The organism is Bacillus sp. AG4(2022), assembly GCF_031844465.1.
Classification (GTDB): Bacteria; Bacillota; Bacilli; order Bacillales; family Cytobacillaceae; genus Bacillus_AB; species Bacillus_AB infantis.
This window is the reverse complement of record NZ_JAUZVH010000007.1, coordinates 115522-136493: the sequence shown is the minus strand read 5'-3', so window position 1 is coordinate 136493 and position 20972 is coordinate 115522. Positions and strand designations below refer to the sequence as shown.

Annotated in this window: 28 protein-coding genes and 2 riboswitches; of the genes, 24 read left to right on the top strand and 4 right to left on the bottom strand. The window is 46.0% G+C overall.

The genetic code is table 11. From position 1 onward, the window contains the following. Positions 1 to 150 precede the first annotated feature (150 nt). From Q9R36_RS18995 to Q9R36_RS18980, 4 genes are all read left to right on the top strand, one after another. Positions 151 to 1017, top strand: coding sequence for an ABC transporter permease subunit (locus tag Q9R36_RS18995; RefSeq protein ID WP_224950677.1), 867 nt, complete (start codon positions 151 to 153; stop codon positions 1015 to 1017). Further along, a complete protein-coding gene (locus Q9R36_RS18990) occupies positions 1014 to 1925 on the top strand; it encodes an ABC transporter permease (protein WP_009793263.1) in 912 nt (303 codons plus the stop codon). Before Q9R36_RS18995 ends, Q9R36_RS18990 begins: the two co-directional genes overlap by 4 nt. A 114-nt stretch (positions 1926 to 2039) precedes the next feature. After that, complete coding sequence (locus Q9R36_RS18985; protein WP_224950674.1) at positions 2040 to 2618, top strand: TetR/AcrR family transcriptional regulator; 579 nt, start codon at positions 2040 to 2042, stop codon at positions 2616 to 2618. A 30-nt stretch (positions 2619 to 2648) separates the two neighbouring features. Then, positions 2649 to 4109 carry a DHA2 family efflux MFS transporter permease subunit gene (locus Q9R36_RS18980; protein ID WP_396137123.1) on the top strand — a complete coding sequence of 487 codons (1461 nt, stop codon included), beginning with the start codon at positions 2649 to 2651 and terminating at the stop codon, positions 4107 to 4109. A 209-nt stretch (positions 4110 to 4318) separates the two neighbouring features. On the opposite strand, the gene Q9R36_RS18975 is transcribed toward Q9R36_RS18980, so the two are convergent. Beyond that, positions 4319 to 4567, bottom strand: coding sequence for a YueH family protein (locus tag Q9R36_RS18975; protein ID WP_101548457.1), 249 nt, complete (start codon positions 4565 to 4567; stop codon positions 4319 to 4321). 158 nt (positions 4568 to 4725) lie between these two features. Here Q9R36_RS18975 and Q9R36_RS18970 point away from each other — a divergent pair, with 158 nt between their 5' ends. The 3 genes from Q9R36_RS18970 to Q9R36_RS18960 all read left to right on the top strand — a co-directional run bounded on the left by Q9R36_RS18970 (position 4726) and on the right by Q9R36_RS18960 (position 5563). Further along, on the top strand, positions 4726 to 4974 hold the full coding sequence (locus Q9R36_RS18970; RefSeq protein ID WP_311225719.1) for a hypothetical protein: 249 nt from the start codon (positions 4726 to 4728) through the stop codon (positions 4972 to 4974). 2 nt (positions 4975 to 4976) lie between these two features. Continuing rightward, the gene (locus Q9R36_RS18965; protein WP_094767734.1) at positions 4977 to 5252 is read left to right on the top strand and encodes a hypothetical protein; all 276 of its coding nucleotides are present in this window, start codon (positions 4977 to 4979) and stop codon (positions 5250 to 5252) included. Between the two features lie 113 nt (positions 5253 to 5365). Then, on the top strand, positions 5366 to 5563 hold the full coding sequence (locus Q9R36_RS18960; protein WP_009793269.1) for a hypothetical protein: 198 nt from the start codon (positions 5366 to 5368) through the stop codon (positions 5561 to 5563). A 1-nt stretch (position 5564) separates the two neighbouring features. On the opposite strand, the gene Q9R36_RS18955 is transcribed toward Q9R36_RS18960, so the two are convergent. Beyond that, complete coding sequence (locus tag Q9R36_RS18955; protein WP_094767733.1) at positions 5565 to 5792, bottom strand: hypothetical protein; 228 nt, start codon at positions 5790 to 5792, stop codon at positions 5565 to 5567. 82 nt (positions 5793 to 5874) lie between these two features. Between Q9R36_RS18955 and Q9R36_RS18950 the strand changes: the two genes are divergently transcribed. The 4 genes from Q9R36_RS18950 to Q9R36_RS18935 all read left to right on the top strand — a co-directional run bounded on the left by Q9R36_RS18950 (position 5875) and on the right by Q9R36_RS18935 (position 7938). Continuing rightward, on the top strand, positions 5875 to 6273 hold the full coding sequence (locus Q9R36_RS18950) for a hypothetical protein (RefSeq protein ID WP_094767732.1): 399 nt from the start codon (positions 5875 to 5877) through the stop codon (positions 6271 to 6273). Next, positions 6273 to 6593 (top strand): hypothetical protein, encoded by a 321-nt coding sequence (locus Q9R36_RS18945; RefSeq protein WP_311225718.1) that lies wholly within the window; start codon positions 6273 to 6275, stop codon positions 6591 to 6593. The genes Q9R36_RS18950 and Q9R36_RS18945 overlap by 1 nt, the downstream gene beginning before the upstream one ends. Before the next feature lie 96 nt (positions 6594 to 6689). After that, positions 6690 to 7439, top strand: a complete 750-nt coding sequence (locus tag Q9R36_RS18940; protein ID WP_311225717.1) for a hypothetical protein — start codon at positions 6690 to 6692, stop codon at positions 7437 to 7439. 28 nt (positions 7440 to 7467) lie between these two features. Next, positions 7468 to 7938, top strand: coding sequence for a GNAT family N-acetyltransferase (locus Q9R36_RS18935; RefSeq protein WP_253617201.1), 471 nt, complete (start codon positions 7468 to 7470; stop codon positions 7936 to 7938). 56 nt (positions 7939 to 7994) lie between these two features. On the opposite strand, the gene asnA is transcribed toward Q9R36_RS18935, so the two are convergent. Further along, a complete protein-coding gene (gene asnA / locus Q9R36_RS18930; RefSeq protein WP_222929001.1) occupies positions 7995 to 8978 on the bottom strand; it encodes an aspartate--ammonia ligase in 984 nt (327 codons plus the stop codon). Positions 8979 to 9193: 215 nt separating this feature from the next. Here asnA and Q9R36_RS18925 point away from each other — a divergent pair, with 215 nt between their 5' ends. Next, on the top strand, positions 9194 to 10039 hold the full coding sequence (locus tag Q9R36_RS18925) for a manganese catalase (protein WP_094767729.1): 846 nt from the start codon (positions 9194 to 9196) through the stop codon (positions 10037 to 10039). Between the two features lie 74 nt (positions 10040 to 10113). Here the strand turns inward: Q9R36_RS18925 and Q9R36_RS18920 are convergent, their stop codons facing one another. Further along, positions 10114 to 10380, bottom strand: coding sequence for a hypothetical protein (locus Q9R36_RS18920; RefSeq protein WP_022544003.1), 267 nt, complete (start codon positions 10378 to 10380; stop codon positions 10114 to 10116). A 222-nt stretch (positions 10381 to 10602) separates the two neighbouring features. Between Q9R36_RS18920 and Q9R36_RS18915 the strand changes: the two genes are divergently transcribed. From Q9R36_RS18915 to Q9R36_RS18860, 12 genes are all read left to right on the top strand, one after another. Next, the gene (locus tag Q9R36_RS18915; protein ID WP_101548228.1) at positions 10603 to 11208 is read left to right on the top strand and encodes a DedA family protein; all 606 of its coding nucleotides are present in this window, start codon (positions 10603 to 10605) and stop codon (positions 11206 to 11208) included. A 56-nt stretch (positions 11209 to 11264) separates the two neighbouring features. Next, positions 11265 to 11375, top strand: a riboswitch (TPP riboswitch). Positions 11376 to 11611: 236 nt separating this feature from the next. Further along, positions 11612 to 11722: riboswitch (TPP riboswitch) on the top strand. A gap of 78 nt (positions 11723 to 11800) precedes the next feature. Then, positions 11801 to 12352: an energy coupling factor transporter S component ThiW gene (gene thiW, locus Q9R36_RS18910; protein WP_148949293.1), complete on the top strand. Its 552-nt coding sequence runs from the start codon at positions 11801 to 11803 to the stop codon at positions 12350 to 12352. Further along, the gene (locus Q9R36_RS18905) at positions 12318 to 13673 is read left to right on the top strand and encodes a solute carrier family 23 protein (RefSeq protein WP_262382951.1); all 1356 of its coding nucleotides are present in this window, start codon (positions 12318 to 12320) and stop codon (positions 13671 to 13673) included. Before thiW ends, Q9R36_RS18905 begins: the two co-directional genes overlap by 35 nt. Next, positions 13636 to 14739: a LuxE/PaaK family acyltransferase gene (locus Q9R36_RS18900; RefSeq protein WP_311225716.1), complete on the top strand. Its 1104-nt coding sequence runs from the start codon at positions 13636 to 13638 to the stop codon at positions 14737 to 14739. The genes Q9R36_RS18905 and Q9R36_RS18900 overlap by 38 nt, the downstream gene beginning before the upstream one ends. Beyond that, positions 14702 to 16195, top strand: coding sequence for an acyl-CoA reductase (locus Q9R36_RS18895; RefSeq protein WP_311225715.1), 1494 nt, complete (start codon positions 14702 to 14704; stop codon positions 16193 to 16195). The genes Q9R36_RS18900 and Q9R36_RS18895 overlap by 38 nt, the downstream gene beginning before the upstream one ends. A gap of 11 nt (positions 16196 to 16206) precedes the next feature. Further along, the gene (locus Q9R36_RS18890) at positions 16207 to 16977 is read left to right on the top strand and encodes a 3-oxoacyl-ACP reductase (protein ID WP_311225714.1); all 771 of its coding nucleotides are present in this window, start codon (positions 16207 to 16209) and stop codon (positions 16975 to 16977) included. Between the two features lie 74 nt (positions 16978 to 17051). Then, a complete protein-coding gene (locus Q9R36_RS18885) occupies positions 17052 to 17315 on the top strand; it encodes a hypothetical protein (RefSeq protein ID WP_101548222.1) in 264 nt (87 codons plus the stop codon). Between the two features lie 15 nt (positions 17316 to 17330). Next, positions 17331 to 17492 (top strand): hypothetical protein, encoded by a 162-nt coding sequence (locus Q9R36_RS18880; RefSeq protein ID WP_022544001.1) that lies wholly within the window; start codon positions 17331 to 17333, stop codon positions 17490 to 17492. A gap of 349 nt (positions 17493 to 17841) precedes the next feature. Further along, entirely contained in the window at positions 17842 to 19203 is a 1362-nt protein-coding gene (locus Q9R36_RS18875; RefSeq protein WP_311225713.1) for an MATE family efflux transporter, read from the top strand. A 14-nt stretch (positions 19204 to 19217) separates the two neighbouring features. After that, positions 19218 to 19718, top strand: a complete 501-nt coding sequence (locus tag Q9R36_RS18870) for a GNAT family N-acetyltransferase (protein ID WP_009793290.1) — start codon at positions 19218 to 19220, stop codon at positions 19716 to 19718. A 234-nt stretch (positions 19719 to 19952) separates the two neighbouring features. Continuing rightward, positions 19953 to 20222 carry a hypothetical protein gene (locus Q9R36_RS18865; protein ID WP_050767296.1) on the top strand — a complete coding sequence of 90 codons (270 nt, stop codon included), beginning with the start codon at positions 19953 to 19955 and terminating at the stop codon, positions 20220 to 20222. Between the two features lie 119 nt (positions 20223 to 20341). Then, positions 20342 to 20962, top strand: coding sequence for a YdcF family protein (locus Q9R36_RS18860; protein ID WP_253617190.1), 621 nt, complete (start codon positions 20342 to 20344; stop codon positions 20960 to 20962). Positions 20963 to 20972: the final 10 nt, after the last annotated feature.

Genomic DNA, 20972 nt, shown 5'->3' with positions numbered 1-20972 from the left:
GTATAACAAGCAAAAATATTGTTCCTCAGTGCACTGCAGCCCTGATCCCCTATGTACCCGCTTAATCTTTTAACCTTCCTAAATTTCCTCCTGCCGCATCCTCCCTTGATATATAATAGAAACCGACTTTATACATAGGAAGGAGTACTTATGGCGACTATTTTTCGTAGCCTGACGAGTGTGGTGCTCATTATAATTCTGGCAGTGCTTCCTCTCGGGTTCCATAATGGAGATGCGAAGGTGGTATTCAGTATCATCCCGATGATTGACGAAATCAGGGATTTTATTCAAGGGCTGAAGTCAGGGGAATCCTGGCTATATTTGCAGGGAGAGCGGGAAAGGCCGCTCCTTGAGGATTTGATCCCATATTGGCTGTCTTCCTTTCTCTATCTGACTGTAAGTGCGGTGATTGCTGTCATTCTGTCCGTTTTATTTGGTGTGTTTTTATGGAAAAAAGGAGGCAGGTTGCTGAATGCGGTTCTCGGTTTCACTGGAATGCTCCCTGATTTTATTCTTGTTCTGCTTTTGCAGCTGCTGACGGTATTTGTGCACAAAGAAACCGGAATAAAGACAGTAAAGGTGGCTTCTTCTTCCATGAGTGAGCCGGCTATATTTCTGCCTATATTTACTCTTGTTATCATTCCCTTGTTTTATCTGCTTCGCTCCTTGTCAGAGCGGAGCCATGAAGTTAAAGGAGAAGATTACATACTGGCTGCGAAAGCTAAGGGCTTACGAAAGGGGAGTATCTATCTCTTTCATGTATTCCTAAATGTGCTTCCTTTCTTGAAAGCAGATCTTCACAAGATTTTAAGCATCATGCTTGGGAATCTTTTCATTATTGAATACTTATATAACACAAGGGGAATCACAGCGCTGTTGTTTGTCCAGCAGATTCAATTTGGGTATCAATATAATCTGGTTATCTTTAGCTTGTTAAGCCTTCTTTTACTATATCTCGTTTCTTTATATACTTTAAAGCTATTATTATGGCTGATTGAAAGGGGGCTGCAGAGATGAAAAAAAGGAGGAATCTTCCACTAGCCGCAGGTTTATTGATGCTTGCCTTCTTCCTGCTGGCCGCACTAGCCGGGCCTGAGATTGCACCCTATGGTGTAAACGAATCAAAAAAGATCGACCATATCATAGATGAAGAAGGTAACAGGAAATTAGTAAGTTCGCCTTTTCCGCCTTCTGCGCAGCATCCTTTTGGGACGGATAAATGGGGTTATGACATCTTGACCCTCCTGCTGCATGGTGCTAAATATACTATTTTTACTGTGTTGGGTGTGGCCCTTCTGCGGCTGGTGATTGGAGCAGCGTTAGGAATCTTTCAGGGGATCCGGACAAAAAAAGGGGTACTTAACAACATTTCCTTGTTCAGCGGGATCCCTATATTTATCTTTATCTATTTCATCATGCTCGGCATCAATATTGAACCCAAGCTTTCACCGCTTCAGCTTACCCTTATACAAGGGGCCCTATTGACCATACTTGGCATTAACGGGGTTTACAATGTTATTTTCAATAAGACGCTTGAGCTTAAAAAAATGGCTTATGTGGAGGCAGCAAGGACGCTTGGAGGCAATAGTTCGCATCTTTCTCGCAAGCATATCATTCCATCATTGCGGGCTGATTTCTCGGCGATTTTTGTAAATGAATGCATCCAGGTTCTGCACATCATCGGACAGCTGGGAATCTTTAATTTATTCCTGGGCGGAACGGAAAAGCAGTATTTTCCTACCATTTATTTATCAATAACCAATGAGTGGTCAGGCCTTATCGGACAGTCGCGTTCTTTCCTTTACCACTCCCAGTGGATCATTATCTTCCCTCTTGCAGCTTATGTTCTCCTGCTGGTAGCGTTCTATCTGCTGTCTGCAGGATTAAAGGATAGGAAAAAACTTAACAGGCCAACTCATATATAACAGAGCACATTCAAAAAAATGTGCTTTTTCAGTTTTGTTTTGTTGACTTTCCTCATGAATTCCCATAAATTTATCTAGACCGGTTGTTATAATTTTTCCGAAAGGAGAATGAATTTGGAGGGTAAGCGAAAGACACGAGAGTCAATTTTGTGTGCGGCATCGAATCTATTCAAGTGCCAGGGGTATAATGGCACCGGATTGAATCAAATTATAGAGGTAAGCGGGGCTCCCAAAGGGTCAATTTATTATCATTTTCCAGGCGGCAAAGAGGAGATTGCAGTGGAAGCTGTTAAGCATGTTGGAAATGAAATAAAAACGATGATAAAGAAAGAGCTGGCATCTTCTGAAGATGCGGCAGCAGCCTTCCGCTATCATGCCGAAAAAATTGCTTCATACTTTGATGTGCCCCTGAGCCATGAAAATAGCGGCCTGCACATCGGACTGATTGCTTCGGAAACGGCTCTGACGAGTGAGCCAATCCGGCAGGCCTGTCAGGAAACTTACAAGGAATGGCAATCGCTGTACAAAGAAAAACTGCTGCTTTCCGGATTTTCTGAGGAGAGGTCGAAGGAGCTGGCCCTGCTTGTGAGCTCTATGATTGAAGGGGCGGTCATGCTTTCAAACACCTATGGAAATGGCAAGCCGCTGCGGAATATAGCTGAACATTTTACATATGTATTCAGAGTCCAGTAAAGCAGCGCAGAAGTTGAGAGGAGAATCATTGTGCAAAGTACTAACCAAGGCGCAGCCGCGCCGAATGCATTAAAGGATATCAAAGCGGTTCCTATTATTATTTCTTTCCTGATAGCAGGATTTATCGGCCTGTTCAGTGAAACCGCCCTGAATATGGCAATCAGGGATCTAATTGTGATTTTTGAAACGGATGCAGCTACCGTTCAATGGCTGACAACAGGGTATTTATTGACCCTTGGGATATTGGTGCCGATTTCAGGATTGCTCCTGCAATGGTTTACGACGAGGCAGCTATTTGCAGTATCGCTTGTATTCTCAATCATTGGGACATTCATTGCAGCGATTGCGCCTGTGTTCAGCATCCTGATGCTGGCTCGTGTCATCCAGGCAATCGGAACAGCGCTTCTGCTGCCGCTTATGTTCAATACAATTCTTGTCATCATACCACCGCATAAGCGGGGAGGGGCGATGGGGATCATCGGTCTGGTCATTATGTTCGCTCCTGCAATCGGACCGACGATATCAGGATTGATTCTGCAGAATCTGACATGGCATTGGATTTTCTGGATCTCATTGCCGTTCTTTGTTCTTGCTCTTATTTTTGGACTATTTTATATGCAGAATGTTTCCAGCCCTACCAAGCCAAAGATCGATCTGCTGTCCATCCTTTTATCAACGATCGGTTTCGGTGGAATCGTATTCGGATTCAGCAGTGCCGGTGAAGGAGAAGGCGGATGGGGGAGCCCGAAAGTTATCCTTGCTCTTGTGCTTGGAGTAGTCGGTTTGATTCTCTTCTGTATCCGCCAGAGAAAGATGAAGCAGCCTATGATCAATCTTCGCACCTTTTCATACCCTATGTTCAATTTAGGCCTGCTGATGGTGCTGATCGCAATGATGGTCATATTATCTTCAATGATCATGCTTCCTCTCTACTTGCAGAATTCACTTCTGCTGACTACATTTGCGGCTGGGCTGGTTTTGCTGCCCGGAGGAGTGGTCAATGGAATCCTGTCCCCTGTAATGGGACGCTTGTTCGATAAATATGGTCCCACATGGCTGGTCCGCGGCGGTCTTGTGATTGTCACAATCGTCATGTTTGCGTTCTCCGGAATTACAAATGATACGTCAGCCGGATATATTGTAATGCTGCATATCTTCATGATGGTTGGTATTGCGATGGTATTCATGCCGGCTCAGACAAATGGCCTCAATGAACTGCCGCCAGAACTTTATCCAGACGGAACGGCTATCATGAATACACTTCAGCAGGTTGCCGGTGCGATTGGGACGGCTGTCGCGATTTCCATCATGACAGCGGGCCAAAAGAGCTATATGGAAGAAGCTGCAAACCCGCAGGATCCTTCTCTGCTGCCGCTATCATTGACAGCAGGCATCCAGGATGCTTTTATATTTGCCATTTGTGTGGCCATCTTGGGATTGATTGCTTCATTCTTTATTAAGCGTGTCAAGGTTGAGCATCAGGAAAATTAAATAGCGTAAAGCCCGGGCTATGTTCCGGGCTTTATTCTTTAGCAATCGTAGCAGATAAAAAATGGAATATGAAAAAGCACGGATATCCTCTTCCGTGCTTTCTTTATGGGTTTTTTAGCAAAAAAAGAGAATGTAGGGTTGGATCGAGGGGCTTTATGATGTTTATACACCTAACAGAGTCACTCTGCCAGGCGGTTTGAAAAAGAGAATCAGATATGTTTTTCTGCTTCTTTAATAATGGCGGCAGCAAGCTCTTCTGTGTTCCCTTCAAACATATGAAAATTCAGTGACGACTGGAGATGATTAAATTGTTCTTTCAATTCATCCAGCTGGCTGATTTCAGCTGACCAGCTGATGGAAGGGATGGATATAATGAATCGTTTGTCTTCTGTTATATTCAGGAAGACCTCGGCATACTTGTTTCCGGAAATGGTAATTTTCTCGTAAGAAGTTATCAAATTGGTCATCCTTCCCTTATGAGCCGTTTCATCCATTATAACATCATTTGGATGCAGAATCGAATATTCGTGGTGAAGCTTCTGTAAAAGCCTGAGTGCCCGTGGCACACAAACCGATCTAATCATGCATATAGTGGCATTACAAGCAGAAAGGAGGGATGGAATTGCCTGTTTCGGTTATTTTTAATCAGGTTAATGTTATTAGCATGTCATCCAATTCCATCATTTCCAAAGGGCAGAACAGCCAGCCGGACTGGAACGCTCAAGGGAAATTGAATACTGGAAACGGGGTATATATCAACGCAGCCTCTCTTGGCAACTTCAGTTTTGTCAATGATCCGGATGTTGCAGATACGCCGATTGCCCAGCCGGAAAACATCAATCCTCAGCCTGTCTCCCAGATATAAAGATGAAGTCAGCTTTACAGAATATCTCAATAAAATTCAATAACATTAATATAACCTCCATGGCGGCCAATTCCGGCATCTTTACGGGAGACAATACACAATCCGGATGGCAGGTGAACAGGAAGGATAATACAGGCTTCGGGTCGGTGACTGGAAGCCAGAACGTCTCAGCCTATAATGTCAATATTGTTGATGACAGCGATTTTATGGATGCCTTCTTTTACCGGATTGAAGGTGAGGAAGAACAAGGGCAAGAACATGACAGTCAGGATCTTTAAGCCATTTCCTAGGGCTTTTTATTTTTCCTGAAAAAGCTTTACAGGATGAAGGTCATATTTTCCTTGCCGGCAAAATAAGAATATGAAAAAGGCGGCTTTGAAGATGAGGTGGGATGTTGGCCAATATCAGATTTAAAACGATAAAAGTGAATCAGATCCAAAACAGTTCCGGGATATTTTATGGACAGAATACACCAGTATACTGGCAGCATACCGGTAAAATCTCAGAAGGATTTGGCAAAGTGGCGGGAAAAGGGAATAAAATCAGCCGGAATTATACACGGGTGGCACGAAGCAAAGAGGGTTCTTAGCCTATTTATAGCTTTCTTTTCCCTTTTTGCCTTCGGGCTGGACAAGGTGGAGATTGCCCGAAATCTTATTGAGATCTCCCGCTACAGAGCCAAAGCCTGAGGTGCCATTCATATCGGAGGACCAATTCTTCTGTCTGTTTCTGCCCATGAATACGCCAGAGCTGTCAGTGATTTGTCCGATGAAAATATCGTCAAAATGGATTTTTGCTGGTCCAATCATTTTTTTCATCCGTGCCCCTCCCGGTTTTTATGCCTCTTATACCATATGCCTTCAAAAGCAGAAGATGTGACACTAAAAAGGATGAACTCTTATGCAATTGGATGACAAAGCTCTGATTACCATACTGGGAAAATTGAACGGCCGCCTTGCTGATATGGAGGGCCGTTTGAAAGAGCTTGAAAAAGAAAAGTCCAGCGGGCATAACATCCACTTGGAGATAAATGAAGTGAAAATAGAGAGTTTCCAGCTGGACCAGCTTTCTTATTTTCTCGACAGGATTGATGTTAAAAGCCTGAGCGGGATGATGAATCTCGGAAACAGCTTTTACACACCAGCAAACAAACAGAAGCCGCAGACCGGGAAAAAAGGAAATGCAAGAGGGACTAAAACAGCAGAAAAAAACAGCGATGATGCCCGCATTCGTATCCTTGTCAACGGAAAAGAGACTCCATATGCTCTGGAAAGCACCACGGGAACGGGGGAACTGTGATGAGATATTTTTCTCCTTTGTTTAAAATCAACAGCATTCACATAGGATCCATCGAGGATGCCTCATGCGTCAACTTCGGAAACAGCTTTCCATCAGGCTTTACCAGCCTGAAGAAACATAATCAGGGATTCGGCAATGTATTGGGAGACCATAATGATATTCATGATATCATGTCCCGGCTGGAAGAGAAGGATGTAACCGAAGTGTTTCACAAGAACGGAGGAGAAGAGATTCCCGAATGGATAGGGAAACTTCTGCAGGAAGATGGGGAAGAAGAAAATATGGGGATGGATGAAGAAGAAAACGACGGTTTTAGTTAAACTGGCCAATAGCCGGTTTTTTTATTTTGAATGTAAAAGGAAATCCTTCATTGATTGTCGAATTAAGCAAACGGATAATTAGGGGAGAGTGGCGTGATGAAAGCACCAGAAAGCATTTTTTCTGTATGGAAAAGATTTGACAGCTTTCCAATGGAGACGCTTACTAAGCTATGGCTGCACCATAAAGGAATAGGGCAGAGGGAAGTTTCTCAGATGAAAGAGCACCGTGAGGAGTTTGGGATCACTGGAAACTGCTTTGATCTTGCCCTGTGGCTGCTTGATGAGTTTGATAAAGAAGGAATCAGGGCCTATCCTGTCGGCAGTAGCTTGCATACGGAAAAGGCGCATGCCGCCGTTGTAGCCGAGGATGATAAAGGCAGCCGCTTTTTATGCGACCTTGGCGACCAGTGGCTGCAGCCGGTACTGATTGATAGAGACACGACAGTTCCGCAAAAAGGGTATTTTCCGGCGGCAGGCATTGAGATTAAAAGCAGCGGCAATGCAGCAGAAATCACCTATCATAGGCCGGGCGGGAAGCAGTCAATGCAGACGTATCATCTGGAGCCGGTCGACAGGGATGAATTTTGGATAGCTGCGGGGCATTCAAGCCGCCAAATACACCCTATACCGCTCTTGGAATGCCGCGTTCCCATAACAGGTGAAACGGCCCATTGGGAGTTTTATGATTGGAAAAGTTTTCTCAGCACAGAAAATGGGCTGGTATATGACCCTCCGCTTGAAGAGCTTGATGCATGGGCGGAACGGATTTACGAAAAGACAGGCTTTTGTAAGATTTTTCTTAAAGAATCATTGGAGCTTTATAAGACGCTTGGAGAGGTAAATTAATAACATGGTGCTGTTGCCAATGGGGGATATGATGGATATCAGACTTGCGGAAGTAACTGAAGAAAACTTCTTTGATGTAATCAATCTTAAATCAGATGAAGTGCAGGAAACACGAATCCAGATTTATGAAAGGTGGGTCGGATCGAATGCCTTTTTCCTTGGCGCCTGCCAGGTGTTTGGGTATACGCCAAGAGCTATTTACGATGGCAGCAATTTGATCGGGTTTGCTTCATATGGATTCAGGAAGGAAACAGAGTGGTATGAATTGGTCAGTTTAATGATCGGCCATCAGTATCAGGGCCAAGGATACAGCGGTCCCGTCCTGAAGGCAGTCATTGATGAGATGGCAGAGTCCATGGAGTGCAGTGAAATTTATATCACTGTGATCGATAACAATGACAAAGCGATAAAAATGTACGAAAAAGCCGGCTTCGTCCCAACCGGAGAGGTAGAGGAAGGGCATCATCCAGAGCCGGTTTATTGTTTGAAGCTGAAATAGCAGTAGTGACAGGCACCTATACCAGTTGGCTGACTGGTATAGGTGCCTGTCACCGTTTATAAAAGAGGGATATTGGCATCCTGGCATTCTTTCCTGATCCTGCTGTTCCAGACGGATGCCTGAACTTCGCCTATATGGGCTTTTTTTAGCAGGAACATGCATAATCTTGACTGGCCGATTCCTCCGCCGATTGTGAAAGGAAGCTTGCCGTCCAAGAGTGCCTTGTGGAAAGGAAGCTCAAGTCTTTCCTCATTTCCGCACTCCTTGAGCTGGCTTCTGAGTGATTTTTCATCAACCCGTATTCCCATGGATGAAATTTCAATGCTTCTGTTCAGCGGTGCGTACCAGAAGATCAGATCGCCATTGAGGTTCCAATCATCATAATCCGGGGAACGACTGTCATGCTTGCTGCCTGAAAGCAGAGAGCCGCCGATATTCATGATGAAGACGGCACCAAGCTTTTCTGCTATCCTGTCTTCACGCTGTTTTGCAGGGAGATCGGGAAACATGTCTTCTAGTTGCTGTGACGTAATAAAGCTTATTTGTTCTGGCAAAACTGGCACCAAATGCGAGCAGGAATAGAAAAGCTTTTTTTCTGTTTCCTTTATGCTTTCATAAATGGAAACTACTTCAACCTTAAGTGTCTGCTTGTTTCTTTTATTTTTCGGGATGGCCTTTTCCCAATCCCATTGGTCTACATAAATGGAATGCAGCTGATCGAGCTCTTCGTCCTTTCTGATTGCCCGCATGTCGGTATACAAGCCTTCTCCTTCTGAAAAACCGTACCGGGCAAGGGCCATTCTTTTCCACTTTGCCAGTGACTGGACAACTTCTAAAGTTTCCGCCAGGTCTTTGGCCTCAATTGTGGCCATCCTCTCGACCCCATTAAGATTATCATTGATGCCGGTCCTGCTTTCAAGAAGCAGCGGCGCTGATACCTTTGTAAGGTTCAGCCTTTCAGAGAGCTCTTTCTCGAAGCAGTCTTTCACATTTTTCAATGCTTTTTCGGTGTCAATTAAATTCATTACAGGTGCATACAAATGAGGGACAGGCAGTCGGTTATTCATGACGGGCACCTCCGTTTTCACTTTTCTTGCCATGTATATAGGCCGCTTCATACTTTATGTCAGGAAATTTCATTTGTTCCTGTACCAATTTAATGAATGTCAGAGTATGATTTGTCAAAATGCAAGCATGTTTCCCGGCCAATTGGTAAAGCTATCCTTGATACTAAAAGACAAGAGAGGTGACCAGCATGTTTTACCATGTAAAAGAACTTCAATACAATGCAAAGCCTGAAAAACCGGATGCGGTCTATGCGAGAAAGCTGCAGGAAATCCTTGGCGGGCAATTCGGTGAAATCAGCGTTATGATCCAATACCTTTTCCAGGGATGGAATTGCCGGGCTGACCAAAAGTACCGCGATATGCTGCTCGATATCGGAACTGAGGAAATTGCACATGTCGAAATGCTTTCTACAATGATTGCGCAGCTGCTTGATAAAGCGCCTGTTAAAGAACAGGAAGAAGCAGCACAGGATCCAATCATCAGGGCTGCAATGGGCGGAATGAACGTGCAGCACGCGATTGTTTCCGGTCTTGGTGCGAAGCCGGACGACAGCATGGGATATCCTTGGACAGCCCGCTATACAGTGGCAAGCGGGAATCTGCTGGCTGACTTCCGCGCGAACCTTAATGCCGAATCACAAGGACGCCTTCAGGCGGTCCGTCTTTATGAAATGACAGAAGACCGCGGGGTCAGAGACATGCTGTCTTTCCTGATTGCCCGTGACACTATGCACCAAAACCAATGGCTCGCAGCAATCTCAGAGCTTGAAGCACGGGACGGCAAGGTTGTGCCAGGCACATTCAACCGCCAGCAGGAAAAGCAGGAAGTATCTTATTCCTTCATGAACTGCTCAAAAGGGACAGACAGTGCAGAAGGCCGATGGGCAAAAGGGCCGAGCATGGATGGACAGGGGCAGTTCGAATATATTGAAAACCCGGAGCCGATGGGGCAGATACCAATTTTGGCACCAGGCCCGATTTATATTCATGGAACAATGCCGTCTGGACAGACACCGCCTCCATCCCAATTTTAATTACGCATAAAAGAGAAGATCCGCCCCTAATCACTGGCGGATCTTTTTTCGGGTCAGGTAAGTTCTTAACAATATTAAAAATGTACCTTCAGCAGCTTTAGCTTGCGATCTATGACAACGTAAAAATAAGCGGCAGGACTTTTTGCAGGCTGGGATGATTTCATTTTCCTCATCAGTACCCTTAATGATTCTACAGCAGCAGGCAATATAGCTTCCTCGTCATTTCCCAACCCGTTTTTTTTAGCAGCAAGGAGTACTTTATTCCACAATTCTGCAGATGCTTCATCATCCTCCATAAGATAACGTGCCATGCAGGCAAAAGCATCAGGGATAGCTTTCATGGACATCCTCCTCATTAAGAGTCTCCATAAAACATATGCACTTCAAGAACGAATGTTCTTGTTTTTGGTCTTGTGCAAGTTATTGTTTGATTATTTTTCAGGATGAGTTATTCTAATTTCATCTGAATGGCCTGAACTTATAGGAAATCTCCTTTTCCTGAAGGGATGGAATCAGAATTTAACGTTAATTAACTGATATGCTTTTTCGTCTTGGGAGGTATTATGGAGAACTGGATTAAAGATGTGATTGAACAATTCGGATATGCAGGAATTTTCCTGCTGATTGCGCTTGAGAACATTTTTCCCCCTATCCCGTCTGAAATTATATTGACATTTGGCGGCTTCATGACGGCACAAACAAATATTACTGTTACTGGAACGATTGCAGCGGCTACCCTTGGCTCGACAGTGGGCGCTGCTTTGCTTTACGGGGCGGGCCTTTTACTGAGCCGAAACAGGTTTGAGAGAATGATAGACAGGTGGGGAGGCATACTCCGCCTGAAAAAGGCTGATTTAGATAAAGCTTTTGGATGGTTTGACCGCTACGGTTATTGGACAATTCTGATATGCCGGATGATCCCGCTGATAAGAAGCCTGATTTCCATTCCTGCCGGGATGGCAAAAATGAATTTTCCGCTGTTTCTGCTATTTACAGTCATCGGCACATTGATCTGGAATACCATCCTTGTAAATATTGGAGCGGCCTTTGGTGATTCATGGGAAACGGCAGTGGGGTATCTGGATATGTATTCTAATGTGGTGTATATGCTGATTGCGGCGGCTGTTATTGGCGCAGCTTTCTTTTTGATCAGGCGCAGGAAGAAATAAACATTGTCTTTACTTTTGACAGTAACAAAGTTATGATGATTCTTAATTGGATATTGTGTGACTGCTAGGGGTGTCCGCACAGGCGGGCTGAGAGGAAAACCGATGTTTTTTAACCCTTTGGACCTGAACTGGATCATGCCAGCGTAGGAAAGTAGAATGAGCAACAGTACTTTTTTTATGTGTGCAAAAGCCTGGTCCTTCTTTCATATGGGGACCGGGCTTTTTTAGTGGGGATCAAAAGAGCAGTAATCTTAAAATTGATTGGAAGCCTATATCAGTTCCTTCTTGATAGATTCCTATACCAGCAGGAATTAACGGTAAAATGGCCGGCACTTCATTTTAAAAACTCTAAGCCAGGCCGTTAAAGGTCTAAACAGCCTTATATCCAAGATAAGTTAATACATAAAAGCACTGGGGGAGCCGGAGGAGTCCGGCTGAGAGTGGGCCTTTTCCGGCCCTGACCCTTATACCTGATCCGGGTTATGCCGGCGGAGGGAAGTGCGGGATTTTATGCTGCGGCTGGCAAAGAGCCGGCCTGTTAATCCCTCCGCCTCCATTCCCTCAGTGCAAATTAGCATGGAGGGATTTTTGTATGGGTAAAACACAAAGATTAACTGCTGCTGCAATGATGGCTGCAGTGGGAACGCTGTCAAGCAGCATGCTGTATATTCCGCTTGGCTTTACAAAAGTATTCCCGGTCCAGCATCTGCTGAATGTGCTGTCAGCCGTATTGCTTGGCCCTTATTACGCCGTGGCACAGGCGTTCTGTATATCGCTGCTCAGGAATCTGATGGGAACCGGCTCAGTATTTGCTTTTCCAGGGAGCATGGCAGGTGCGCTGCTTGCAGCGCTTCTCTACAGCAGGACCAAAAAGCTGTCGATGGCCTTTACTGGGGAAGTGATTGGCACCGGCATCATCGGTGCGCTCCTTTCATATCCACTTGCCACCATGATTATGGGGCAGAAGGCCGCACTATTCGGCTTTATTCCGCTCTTTATCTTCAGTTCGACTGCCGGAGCCCTTCTGGGAATCATTATTTTGGCCATTCTGAAGAAAAAACGGACACCGATTTTTGAACAGGTCAATTTAAAGGATGAGGAGAATGAAGATGGACGAAAGAAGAACAGAATCCAGCACGGATGAGATATTAATAGGATTGGAAGAAAAGCTTCCGCCGGGAAAAACCGTTTTATATGGGCTTCAGCATGTTTTTGTCTCGAATGTCTGGCTGGATCCCATCTTTGTGGCAGCTATGATCGGACTGCCATTTGCATTATCGGCTAATATGGTGAACAGCATCTTCATTGCAGCCGGTATTGTCACCTTTATACAGGCGACAAAGCTGGTCCGCCTGCCGATCATTCAGGGACCGTCAGCTGCATTTGATGCAATTATGATTTCAGCCGGCAAGGCGAATGGGCTTGCTGCAGCAACCGGGGGCATCCTGGTGAGTGCCGCCATTGTGTTCCTTTTATCAATAACCGGGGTGCTTGGGCGCTTGAGGGCCCTGTTCACACCAGTCATCTCCGGGACCGTCATTTTCTTAGTCGGGATCTCGCTTGCCGGGTTCACTTTGCATGAATTTCTGGGAGGCTCACCGGGTGATGAAGGGTTTGCCAGTCCATCAACCCTGCTGCTGTCGATAACAACAGCTTTGATTGTCCTTGGCCTTTCTTTGTTCGGAAAAGGTCTTTGGAAGTCTTTTTCGTTTTTGATTGCTTTGATTGCAGGCGATGCACTTGCTTTTTCGCTGGGAAATGCTGATTTTGCCATGATCAAGGAAAGTGCCTGGTTTGGCCTCCCACAGTTGCTTCCGTATGGACTTACATTTGAATGGGCAGCCTTCCTGACCTTTTTCATTGCGTATCTTGTGGCTGTAATAGAGGCAATGGGCGTTTATCAGGCGTCCTCTGCGATGCTGAAAACGGAGCTGACAGCCAAAAGGATCCGCGGCGGTTTTGCGGGAGAGTCGGCGGGCTCTTTTGTGTCAGCGTTGATCGGCGGATTTCCGACGACAGCTTATGCGCAGAATGTCGGCCTGCTGCGCTTGACCGGGGTTGGCTCAAGATACCCGGTCATGGCTGCTGCTGTCATCTTCCTGGTGCTCGGGCTTGTGCCTAAAGCGGGCGCACTCCTGGCTCTGACGCCGGCCCCGGTTGTCGGCGGAATCTTCCTGCCGGCTGCCGCAACGCTGGTGTTCACAGGGATCTCGATTCTGGCAAAGGCGGAAGCTACTCAAATCAACTATATGATTGTCGGGCTTTCCATGCTGCTGGCCATATCACTGCCTTCATATGCTGTGAATGCGTCAGGAATAGCAGGGACATTCCTGACGAACAGCATCTTAATCGGAGCATTCACTAGCATCTTTCTTCAGCTGTCTTTAGTCAATCTCCCAAATCTGTTTAAGAAAGGAGCGGCAAGTGATGAAAAAAGAATCGATCAGTTTGATAGCGGAAATTAAAGATTTTATCGAAGCAGGGAAAGATTCTGATGAGAGGTTTGGCAGACTGGCGCTTAAACTTTTCAGCTATCAGTATGAGAATAACTTATTTTATAAAAACTTTTGCCATGCTAAAAGGAAGACTCCCTTTACAGTGCACACATGGGAAGAAATTCCCCCTATGCCGGTTCATGGTTTTAAAGATCTGACACTAACCTGCGAACCGGCTGAAGAGGCGGAGGCAGTCTTTATGACCAGTGGGACGACCAATCCTGATGCTAAGGGTAAGAACTTTCATCCGGATTTATCCTTGTGGGATCTCTCCATGAAAGGCCCTTTCAAAAACTTTGTACTGCCTGACCGGGAAAAGATGGCCATTTTTGTACTGTCACCATCAGATGAGTATAACAAAAACTCTTCCCTTTCCCGCTACCTTACCAATGCTGTCTTTTATTACGGCAATGAGTACAGCCGCTTCTTTCACAATGGAGAAGGCCTTGACTTTCAGAGAGCAGCAGAGTCGCTCGGCATGATGTCAGAAAGGGGAGAACCTGTACTGATCATGGGGGCAACATATGCTTATGTTCATTTTTTTGATTTTTTGAAAGAAAATAATCAGTCATTTTTAATGCATGAGGGCAGCAGGATTTTTGATACCGGCGGGTTCAAAGGCCAGGCAAAGGAAATAAGCCCGGAAGAAATGGCTGAACATTATGTACGTTTCTTTGGAATAGAAAAGGATCTGCAGATAAACATGTACGGCATGACGGAGCTCAGCTCTCAGATCTATGACCAGAATATTCATTCCAGGTTTGCGGGAAAACAGGCAATAACCGATAAGAGCGGGCCGGTCTGGCTGAAGACGAGAGTGCTGGACCCAGCCACTTTTGAACCGGTAAAAGAAGGAGAGACGGGAGTGCTTGCCCACTATGACCTGGCGAACTGGAATTCCTGCCTGGCCGTCCTGACGGAAGATCTTGGTATGAAAACGGAGCATGGATTCAGGCTGCTCGGGAGAGTAAAGGGTTCTGAGGCAAGAGGCTGCTCCATTGCAGCCGACCAGCTTCTCTCAAAGGGCGGCCGGTAAGATGGCGGAAACAGTCGATATCTTCCATTTGCCGTCATCAATCAAGCCAGCTGTTGTAAAAGAGAAGATTTATAACGCGGAAGGAGAAACTTTCTCGCTTAGATATCCCGAACTCAGCGGCGAAGAAATGAAACATACAATTGAAGCTGTACTGGAAAAACGCAGCCAATACCTCAAAGATTTGCCGGTTTCAAGCATAGTCAGCACAATTGATGCAGCGGTCCAGCTATGGCTGAATCCTGATTATCATCTGAGAAAGTTAGCCGAAAAGCTTCTTCCTGCCGTCACCGGCTATGACAGTGAAATGATCCGGCTGGAGCTGAAAAGGTATATGAGGACATTCCGAAAAAAAGAGCTCTTTCGCTTCCTGGAAGAAGAATTTGATTCTCCGGGAATGCTGGATGAATTCCGGCCAAGAAAGTCCGGCGGGCTCAGCCGGGCTTATGGGCCAGATCTGATTTTCCATGTGTTTTCAGGCAATGTTCCTGGTGTCCAGCTATGGAGCCTGATCATGGGGTTTCTCATGAAATCTGCACACCTTGGAAAAACTTCTTTTTCTGAGCCCGTCCTGCCGGTTTTATTTCTGAAATCCCTGGCAGAAATAGATGAAAATCTTGCAGAGGCCGCAGCGGTTCTTCCATGGCATGGCGGGAATTCCGAAATGGAAGCGCCGGCTCTTGAATCAGCCCAAGCTGTTATTGTATATGGATCAGACAAAACAGTGAATAGCATTAAAAAGAGGCTTCCTGAAGGGAAGCGCCTCCTTGCATACGGGCATAAAATCAGTATCAGCATGATCGGAAAAGAAGCTTTGACTCCTGATCTGTATGCGAGGACAGCCCGCAGGCTTGCGGAAGACATTTGCATCTATGACCAGCAGGGCTGTCTCTCTCCGCAATCCGTTTACATAGAAGAAGGAGGGACGGTTGAGCCCCGGCGTTTCGCCCAGCTGCTCGGCTCAGAGCTTGCCCGGTACGAAAAAAAGCGGCGCCGGTCCGTCCTGTCAGAAGAAGAGCACCTGTCAATCCAAAGAACAAGGGGAAAATATGAACTGGAAAAACTGAAAGGCAGCAGAACCGCAGTTTATAAAGATGGAATGAATACAGGCTGGACAGTGGTTTTTCAGGAAGGAAGCGGTTTTGAAGCATCTCCCTTAAATAGATTTGTTCATATTTTTTCTGTCCAGGAACTTGAAGGATGCATAGGCAATCTTCAGCCCTATAAAAAGTATATGCAGTCATGCGGGCTGGCGGTCCTGCCTGATAGACTAATGGATATAAGCGCCAAACTCGGTGAGGCCGGAATCAGCAGAATCTGCCCGGTCGGGGAGATGAACAGGGCAAAGCCGGGCTGGCATCATGACGGAAGCTTCAATCTGCTGTCGCTTGCAAGAGTCATAGATATTGAAAGAAATGCAGAAGAAGATATGGAACGCTATGATCCGGATGTTGAATAGGAGGGGAAATCATGCTTGTAAAAAACAAAGTGGTCCTTGTTACCGGTGCGAGCAGGGGAATCGGCAGAGCAATTAGCAGGAAGATGGGTTCGGAGGGAGCTTTAGTCATCCTTAACTATCTTTCCGGCAGGGAGGCCGCCGAGTCGGCCGCAAAGGAAATAAGGGAGTCGGGCGGCCACGCTGCTGCCATGCAGGCAGATGTGACTGATGAAGAGCAGGTCAAAAGGATGATGAACGATATTATCGAGAGTTATGGGGGCATCGATGCGGTCATTAATAATGCCTTAAGCCATTATTCTTTTAATCCCAAGGAACGCAAGGCAGCCTGGGAGCTTGAGTGGGACGACTATAACCGTCAGTGGGAAGGAAGTGTCCGCGGCGCTTATAATGTATGCAGGGCAGCCATTCCCTATATGAAAGAGCAGATGAGCGGTAATATTGTAAATATTGTGAGCAACCTTGTAAGTTTTCCAGTGATTCCCTATCACGACTATACAACCGCCAAGTCAGGCTTGCTCGGGTTTACCAGGAATCTCGCGAAGGAGCTTGGCTGTTTTGGAATCACCGTCAATGCAGTTGCCCCAGGGCTGACCTATCCGACCGATTCGAGCGCCGGGACAAAGGAGGATGTAAGGAACAGTATTATTGAACTCACTCCAATGCAGCGCCTTGCAGCACCGGAGGATATTGCGGATGCTGCCCTTTATTTCGCATCCCCGCTCTCAAGCTTTGTGACAGGGCAGTGCCTGTATGTCGATGGCGGCCTGGTCATGGGCGGGTGAAACTTTTTCATATCTTGTCCGTATAATAGTTAGAGGACATATAATCAAGATCTTGTTAGAAAGAGGGGAAATCTATGATTCCGATCCTGCTGACTATTATACTCGTTATAAGTCTGCCTTTTTCTATATCAATTTTAATGAAAAAAAGAAAAGAAGCAGGCGTTACCGGCTTCAAAAGTGCCCTTACCTCGATCTGCTTTTTCCTGATTGCCATAGTCAATCTTATTTCGTACTGGATGGGCTGGCTTGGGATTTTCAACTGGTTGATGACCCTAATCCTGCTGCTGGCCGGAGCCTATTTCACAAAATATCTGCAGCCGGCGGGAACCGGGAATTAGCAGGGGGGAAGGTATATGGAATGGAAGAAATATTCACGATTGGCCCCGTGGGCACTGCTTGCGAGTATAGGCATGCTCTTGTATGCTCCTTTCCGCAGCTTTGCCATACTGCCAATATTGGTTATGTGGGTTGTCTATTATTTGTGGATTTATGTTGAGAATAAGAACAGTCATTAGCAATAGTCTGCAGCAGCAGGCTTTTTTGCTTATAAATGAGGGCTGTTGATTTCCGTTCCAGGCACTTCGCTTTCCGCGTGGCGGCGCTGAGCCTCCTCTTCGCTTCGCTCATGCGGGGTCTCAGCCCTGCCGCTGCCTCCCGCAGGAGTCTGCGTGCCCTCCACTCCAATCAACAGGCTGCTATAATTTGATTGGCAAGAGCTATCCATAAATGGTAAAAGCTTTTACAGCCAGCATCCTGCCCTTCCTTTCTACAGGAGATTTTCTAACAATTACATTTTTTCCGCCCGCAGATGCTTTCTTTGGCTTATAATTATCCTTGTGACTTTGATTACCAAGGAGTACCATCATGAATCAGACTTTTACAGTAAAAGAAAAAATCAAACAGATCTTCATATTATTGATTCCCATCTTGATTACGCAGCTTGGGATGTTTTCAATGGTTTTCTTTAATACCATTATGTCCGGTAAATACAGTGCTTCCGATCTTGCAGGGGTTGCTATTGGGTCATCGATTTGGAATCCTGTTTTTACAGGGCTGAGCGGAATTCTCCTGGCTGTTTCGCCGATCGCGGCGCAGCGGTTTGGCGAGAAAAAGCATGGAGAAGTAGCGGCAGTTGTCAAGAACGGCATGTATCTGGCAATCATGATTGCACTGGCTGTCATTGCGGCGGGTTTTTTCCTGATAGGACCCATCTTGGACCGGATGGATCTGGAGAGCGGTGTTGAACAGACGGCAAGAGGTTATTTGATTGGATTAAGCTTTGGAATCATTCCTCTTTTCTTATTCAATGTTCTGCGCTCGTTCATTTATGCTCTCGGGAAGACACGGGTCGTTATGGTCATTCTTCTCTGTGCGCTTCCTGTTAACTTCTTCCTGAACTTTGTCCTGATCTTTGGATTCTGGGGCTTTCCTGAGCTTGGCGGGGCAGGGGGAGGCTATGCTACTGCTGCCACCTATTGGGTAATACTAGCGCTGACGATTTTCATTATCAGGACACAGCAGCCGTTTGCAGTGTATAAGGTGTTTTCCAATTTGGGAGACTTCTCATGGTCCCAATGCAAGGAAATCTTAAAAATCGGTGTTCCGATGGGTCTGTCGATCTTTTTTGAAACAAGCATGTTTGCGGTGGTGACGATTCTGTTAAGCCGTTTCAGTGTGGAGACGCTTGCCTCCTATCAGTCGGCACTCAATATCGTTTCCTTCCTTTATATGATTCCGATCAGCATTTCGATGGCACAGACTGTGCTGGTCGGCTATGAGGTGGGGGCAAAGAGGAATAGAGATGCAAAGGCGTACAGCTGGATCGGCATTTATTTGTCGGTTGTCATTGCACTTGTCACTGGCCTTCTTGTTGTCCTTTTCCGCTATCAGGTTGCAGGCTTTTACTCCAATGATGCAGCAGTAATATCCCTGACGGCACATTTCCTGATTTATGCTTTGTTCTTCCAGATTTCAGATGCCATCCAGGCAACTGCCCAGGCAGCGCTAAGAGGCTATAAGGATGTTAATCTTGCATTCATCATCACGCTTATTGCCTATTGGCTGATCTGCCTGCCGCTCGGATATGGGCTGGCCCATTATACCAGCCTCGGTGCCCCGGGATATTGGATCGGACTTACCGCCGGTCTTTTGGCAGCGGGCATATGCCTGTCAGCAAGGCTGATTTATATCCAAAAGAAAAAATTCGCTCCGGCCGAAGGGGTATAATTGGAGGAAATGACATGATGATCCGAAAGCTTGTACCAGAGGATGGAGAAGCTTTTGCCGAGCTTATTAAAGATGTGGAAAATGAATCGTCATATATGCTGTATGGGCCAGGGGAACGGAATGTTTCCGCAGACATTCAAAAAAAGATGATCGAGGCGCTTTCCAGCCGGGATAATGCCGCCATTTTCGCAGCTGAAGAAGACGGCCGTCTGGCGGGGTATTTAATTGTCAATGGCGGAATGGCCGGCAGGGTGCGCCACTCTGCTGCCCTCGTTATAGGCATTAAAAAAGACTTTCGGGGTCAAGGAATCGGCTACAGTCTTTTTCAGAAGCTTGACAGCTGGGCGAAGGAAGCCAGCCTGTACAGATTGGAGCTTTCAGTGGTCAGTGAAAATGAAAATGCGCTTGCGTTATATAAAAAAGCAGGATTCGAAGTTGAAGGTGTTAAGAAAAACTCCTTACTCATAGATGGGAACTATCATGATGAATATATAATGGCAAAGCTTTTAAAATAAGTTCTGGCAAGAACCTGTCTTTTCAGCAGGTTCTTATTTAATTTGTCCTGAATAAGGAATTTATAATTTTTGCCTCTAATCCTGGGTAAATGTCTATTCAACGAGGCCTTCTCTGACATATTCTAGACTGAAACCTATACGATGAGGGGGCTTTGACATCATTGTTGCTGCCCCTCATATGGAAAAAAAAGATAGAATATGAGAGGAGAAGGCATGATGAATCAACAGCAGTTTATGTATCGCCCTGAAGCAGCAGCTTCTCATGGAGATTTGAGCCGCTTTGGCTTTGGCCGTCCAGGCTTTGGCAGATTCGGCTTCGGCCGCCCGTTTGGATTCGGGTTTGGCCGTCCGTTTGGATTTGGGTTCGGACGTCCATTTGGCTTTGGGTTCGGTTTCCCATTCCTGGGAGGGTTAGCAGGAGGCCTGCTATTGGGAAGCGCCCTCGCCGGACCGTATGGATACGGCTATCCTTACCCTTATCCGCCTTACCCATACTATTATTAAAAATGGTTTAAGGCGGGACGGCGGAAAAGCAGCCCGCCTTTCTTACATAAAATATAAATATGACAGGAATTTCAGAGAGGCTGGAGAATAATATACTTGTGAGTAAAGAGGGGCAATCCATGAAAACACTAATATCAAAGCTTGATTTCAATCAGTTATCAGACAGGCAGATTGGGGATCTTCTTTATAAAAATATCGCGGATGATAAAAAATCGGGAGAATGCATATTCGTCCTGGGAAGCAGCAAGGCTGCTGAATACAGACTGCCAAAGGCGCTCGAGCTGTATAACAGCGGCAGGGCAGGCAAGCTTCTTTTTTCCGGCGGCGTAATCTGGGCACCGTCCCGGCTATGCGAGGCAGACCTTTTAAAAGAGAAAGCTCTGGCACTTGGTATCCCGGCAGCAGATATTTTAATAGAAAATCAATCTCTCCACACAAAGGAAAATGTGCTTGCTTCACTGCTGGTCCTTGACCGGGAGTTCAATCTCCACAAAATAAAAAGGATTTTGGTTGTGACAGCTTCCTGCCATATAAGAAGGGCATATCTGGCCATGAAAACCTATATGCCGGACTGGATAGAATACTCGCTTTGCCCTGTGGACGACATCCATACAATAGAAGGGAACTGGCAGCTTTCAGAAGCAGGCAGGCTGAGGGCAAAGAGGGAAGCGGAAAAACTGATCTACTATGTTAAACAAGGCATCATCATAGACACTGAGGTTGAGATTTCAGATTCTTAAAGAGAGGAAA

What these genes read in the sequence shown, in the direction of transcription:
- Q9R36_RS18925 (WP_094767729.1), top strand. Translation starts at nt 9,194, where the DNA reads ATGTTTTACCATGTAAAAGAACTTCAATACAATGCAAAGCCTGAAAAA.
- Q9R36_RS18935 (WP_253617201.1), top strand. Translation starts at nt 7,468, where the DNA reads ATGATGGATATCAGACTTGCGGAAGTAACTGAAGAAAACTTCTTTGAT.
- Q9R36_RS18990 (WP_009793263.1), top strand. Translation starts at nt 1,014, where the DNA reads ATGAAAAAAAGGAGGAATCTTCCACTAGCCGCAGGTTTATTGATGCTT.
- Q9R36_RS18965 (WP_094767734.1), top strand. Translation starts at nt 4,977, where the DNA reads ATGAAGTCAGCTTTACAGAATATCTCAATAAAATTCAATAACATTAAT.
- Q9R36_RS18920 (WP_022544003.1), bottom strand. Translation starts at nt 10,380, where the DNA reads ATGAAAGCTATCCCTGATGCTTTTGCCTGCATGGCACGTTATCTTATG.
- Q9R36_RS18885 (WP_101548222.1), top strand. Translation starts at nt 17,052, where the DNA reads ATGATTCCGATCCTGCTGACTATTATACTCGTTATAAGTCTGCCTTTT.
- Q9R36_RS18890 (WP_311225714.1), top strand. Translation starts at nt 16,207, where the DNA reads ATGCTTGTAAAAAACAAAGTGGTCCTTGTTACCGGTGCGAGCAGGGGA.
- Q9R36_RS18955 (WP_094767733.1), bottom strand. Translation starts at nt 5,792, where the DNA reads ATGAAAAAAATGATTGGACCAGCAAAAATCCATTTTGACGATATTTTC.
- Q9R36_RS18915 (WP_101548228.1), top strand. Translation starts at nt 10,603, where the DNA reads ATGGAGAACTGGATTAAAGATGTGATTGAACAATTCGGATATGCAGGA.
- Q9R36_RS18900 (WP_311225716.1), top strand. Translation starts at nt 13,636, where the DNA reads ATGAAAAAAGAATCGATCAGTTTGATAGCGGAAATTAAAGATTTTATC.
- Q9R36_RS18870 (WP_009793290.1), top strand. Translation starts at nt 19,218, where the DNA reads ATGATGATCCGAAAGCTTGTACCAGAGGATGGAGAAGCTTTTGCCGAG.
- Q9R36_RS18875 (WP_311225713.1), top strand. Translation starts at nt 17,842, where the DNA reads ATGAATCAGACTTTTACAGTAAAAGAAAAAATCAAACAGATCTTCATA.
- Q9R36_RS18905 (WP_262382951.1), top strand. Translation starts at nt 12,318, where the DNA reads ATGGACGAAAGAAGAACAGAATCCAGCACGGATGAGATATTAATAGGA.
- Q9R36_RS18960 (WP_009793269.1), top strand. Translation starts at nt 5,366, where the DNA reads ATGTTGGCCAATATCAGATTTAAAACGATAAAAGTGAATCAGATCCAA.
- thiW (WP_148949293.1), top strand. Translation starts at nt 11,801, where the DNA reads ATGGGTAAAACACAAAGATTAACTGCTGCTGCAATGATGGCTGCAGTG.
- Q9R36_RS18880 (WP_022544001.1), top strand. Translation starts at nt 17,331, where the DNA reads ATGGAATGGAAGAAATATTCACGATTGGCCCCGTGGGCACTGCTTGCG.
- Q9R36_RS18945 (WP_311225718.1), top strand. Translation starts at nt 6,273, where the DNA reads ATGAGATATTTTTCTCCTTTGTTTAAAATCAACAGCATTCACATAGGA.
- Q9R36_RS18995 (WP_224950677.1), top strand. Translation starts at nt 151, where the DNA reads ATGGCGACTATTTTTCGTAGCCTGACGAGTGTGGTGCTCATTATAATT.
- Q9R36_RS18865 (WP_050767296.1), top strand. Translation starts at nt 19,953, where the DNA reads ATGTATCGCCCTGAAGCAGCAGCTTCTCATGGAGATTTGAGCCGCTTT.
- Q9R36_RS18940 (WP_311225717.1), top strand. Translation starts at nt 6,690, where the DNA reads ATGAAAGCACCAGAAAGCATTTTTTCTGTATGGAAAAGATTTGACAGC.
- Q9R36_RS18950 (WP_094767732.1), top strand. Translation starts at nt 5,875, where the DNA reads ATGCAATTGGATGACAAAGCTCTGATTACCATACTGGGAAAATTGAAC.
- Q9R36_RS18860 (WP_253617190.1), top strand. Translation starts at nt 20,342, where the DNA reads ATGAAAACACTAATATCAAAGCTTGATTTCAATCAGTTATCAGACAGG.
- Q9R36_RS18970 (WP_311225719.1), top strand. Translation starts at nt 4,726, where the DNA reads ATGGAATTGCCTGTTTCGGTTATTTTTAATCAGGTTAATGTTATTAGC.